Here is a 2,951-nt window from a genome sequence, read left to right on the forward strand (position 1 = left end):
TTTTTTAATTTTAGTTTGGTTAAGTTAGAAAGGGCGCACGGTGGATGCCTTGACACTAGGAGTCGATGAAGGACGGGACTAACGCCGATATGCTTCGGGGAGCTGTAAGTAAGCTTTGATCCGAAGATTTCCGAATGGGGAAACCCACTATACGTAATGGTATGGTATCCTTACCTGAATACATAGGGTATGGAAGACAGACCCAGGGAACTGAAACATCTAAGTACCTGGAGGAAGAGAAAGCAAATGCGATTTCCTGAGTAGCGGCGAGCGAAACGGAATCTAGCCCAAACCAAGAGGCTTGCCTCTTGGGGTTGTAGGACATTCTATACGGAGTTACAAAGGAACGAGGTAGACGAAGCGACCTGGAAAGGTCCGTCACAGAGGGTAATAACCCCGTAGTCGAAACTTCGTTCTCTCTTGAATGTATCCTGAGTACGGCGGAACACGTGAAATTCCGTCGGAATCTGGGAGGACCATCTCCCAAGGCTAAATACTCCCTAGTGATCGATAGTGAACCAGTACCGTGAGGGAAAGGTGAAAAGCACCCCGGAAGGGGAGTGAAAGAGATCCTGAAACCGTGTGCCTACAAATAGTCAGAGCCCGTTAATGGGTGATGGCGTGCCTTTTGTAGAATGAACCGGCGAGTTACGATCCCGTGCGAGGTTAAGCTGAAGAGGCGGAGCCGCAGCGAAAGCGAGTCTGAATAGGGCGTTTAGTACGTGGTCGTAGACCCGAAACCAGGTGATCTACCCATGTCCAGGGTGAAGTTCAGGTAACACTGAATGGAGGCCCGAACCCACGCACGTTGAAAAGTGCGGGGATGAGGTGTGGGTAGCGGAGAAATTCCAATCGAACCTGGAGATAGCTGGTTCTCCCCGAAATAGCTTTAGGGCTAGCCTTAAGTGTAAGAGTCTTGGAGGTAGAGCACTGATTGAACTAGGGGTCCTCATCGGATTACCGAATTCAGTCAAACTCCGAATGCCAATGACTTATCCTTAGGAGTCAGACTGCGAGTGATAAGATCCGTAGTCAAGAGGGAAACAGCCCAGATCGCCAGCTAAGGTCCCAAAGTGTGTATTAAGTGGAAAAGGATGTGGAGTTGCTTAGACAACTAGGATGTTGGCTCAGAAGCAGCCACCATTTAAAGAGTGCGTAATAGCTCACTAGTCGAGTGACTCTGCGCCGAAAATGTACCGGGGCTAAATACACCACCGAAGCTGCGAATTGATACCAATGGTATCAGTGGTAGGGGAGCGTTCTAAGTGCAGTGAAGTCAGACCGGAAGGACTGGTGGAGCGCTTAGAAGTGAGAATGCCGGTATGAGTAGCGAAAGACGGGTGAGAATCCCGTCCACCGAATGCCTAAGGTTTCCTGAGGAAGGCTCGTCCGCTCAGGGTTAGTCAGGACCTAAGCCGAGGCCGACAGGCGTAGGCGATGGACAACAGGTTGATATTCCTGTACCACCTCTTTATCGTTTGAGCAATGGAGGGACGCAGAAGGATAGAAGAAGCGTGCGATTGGTTGTGCACGTCCAAGCAGTTAGGCTGATAAGTAGGCAAATCCGCTTATCGTGAAGGCTGAGCTGTGATGGGGAAGCTCCTTATGGAGCGAAGTCTTTGATTCCCCGCTGCCAAGAAAAGCTTCTAGCGAGATAAAAGGTGCCTGTACCGCAAACCGACACAGGTAGGCGAGGAGAGAATCCTAAGGTGTGCGAGAGAACTCTGGTTAAGGAACTCGGCAAAATGACCCCGTAACTTCGGGAGAAGGGGTGCTTTCTTAACGGAAAGCCGCAGTGAATAGGCCCAAGCGACTGTTTAGCAAAAACACAGGTCTCTGCGAAGCCGTAAGGCGAAGTATAGGGGCTGACACCTGCCCGGTGCTGGAAGGTTAAGGAGAGGGGTTAGCGTAAGCGAAGCTCTGAACTGAAGCCCCAGTAAACGGCGGCCGTAACTATAACGGTCCTAAGGTAGCGAAATTCCTTGTCGGGTAAGTTCCGACCCGCACGAAAGGTGTAACGATTTGGGCACTGTCTCAACCAGAGACTCGGTGAAATTATAGTACCTGTGAAGATGCAGGTTACCCGCGACAGGACGGAAAGACCCCGTGGAGCTTTACTGTAGCCTGATATTGAATTTTGGTACAGTTTGTACAGGATAGGCGGGAGCCATTGAAACCGGAGCGCTAGCTTCGGTGGAGGCGCTGGTGGGATACCGCCCTGACTGTATTGAAATTCTAACCTACGGGTCTCATCGACCCGGGAGACAGTGTCAGGTGGGCAGTTTGACTGGGGCGGTCGCCTCCTAAAGTGTAACGGAGGCGCCCAAAGGTTCCCTCAGAATGGTTGGAAATCATTCGTAGAGTGCAAAGGCATAAGGGAGCTTGACTGCGAGACCTACAAGTCGAGCAGGGACGAAAGTCGGGCTTAGTGATCCGGTGGTTCCGCATGGAAGGGCCATCGCTCAACGGATAAAAGCTACCCCGGGGATAACAGGCTTATCTCCCCCAAGAGTCCACATCGACGGGGAGGTTTGGCACCTCGATGTCGGCTCATCGCATCCTGGGGCTGTAGTCGGTCCCAAGGGTTGGGCTGTTCGCCCATTAAAGCGGTACGCGAGCTGGGTTCAGAACGTCGTGAGACAGTTCGGTCCCTATCCGTCGTGGGCGCAGGAAATTTGAGAGGAGCTGTCCTTAGTACGAGAGGACCGGGATGGACGCACCGCTGGTGTACCAGTTGTTCTGCCAAGGGCATAGCTGGGTAGCTATGTGCGGAAGGGATAAGTGCTGAAAGCATCTAAGCATGAAGCCCCCCTCAAGATGAGATTTCCCATAGCGTAAGCTAGTAAGATCCCTGAAAGATGATCAGGTTGATAGGTTCGAGGTGGAAGCATGGTGACATGTGGAGCTGACGAATACTAATAGATCGAGGACTTAACCATATAATATGAAGC

At 51.5% G+C, this 2,951-nt stretch carries 1 rRNA gene; it reads left to right on the forward strand.

The features are described from left to right. The first annotated feature begins 17 nt into the window (after nt 1-17). Nucleotides 18-2,939 (forward strand): 23S ribosomal RNA (locus tag MR066_RS26935). The last annotated feature ends 12 nt before the right edge of the window (nt 2,940-2,951 follow it).

It is taken from the genome of Bacillus cereus group sp. BfR-BA-01523 (assembly GCF_022662615.1).
In the GTDB taxonomy this organism is placed as follows: domain Bacteria; phylum Bacillota; class Bacilli; order Bacillales; family Bacillaceae_G; genus Bacillus_A; species Bacillus_A mycoides.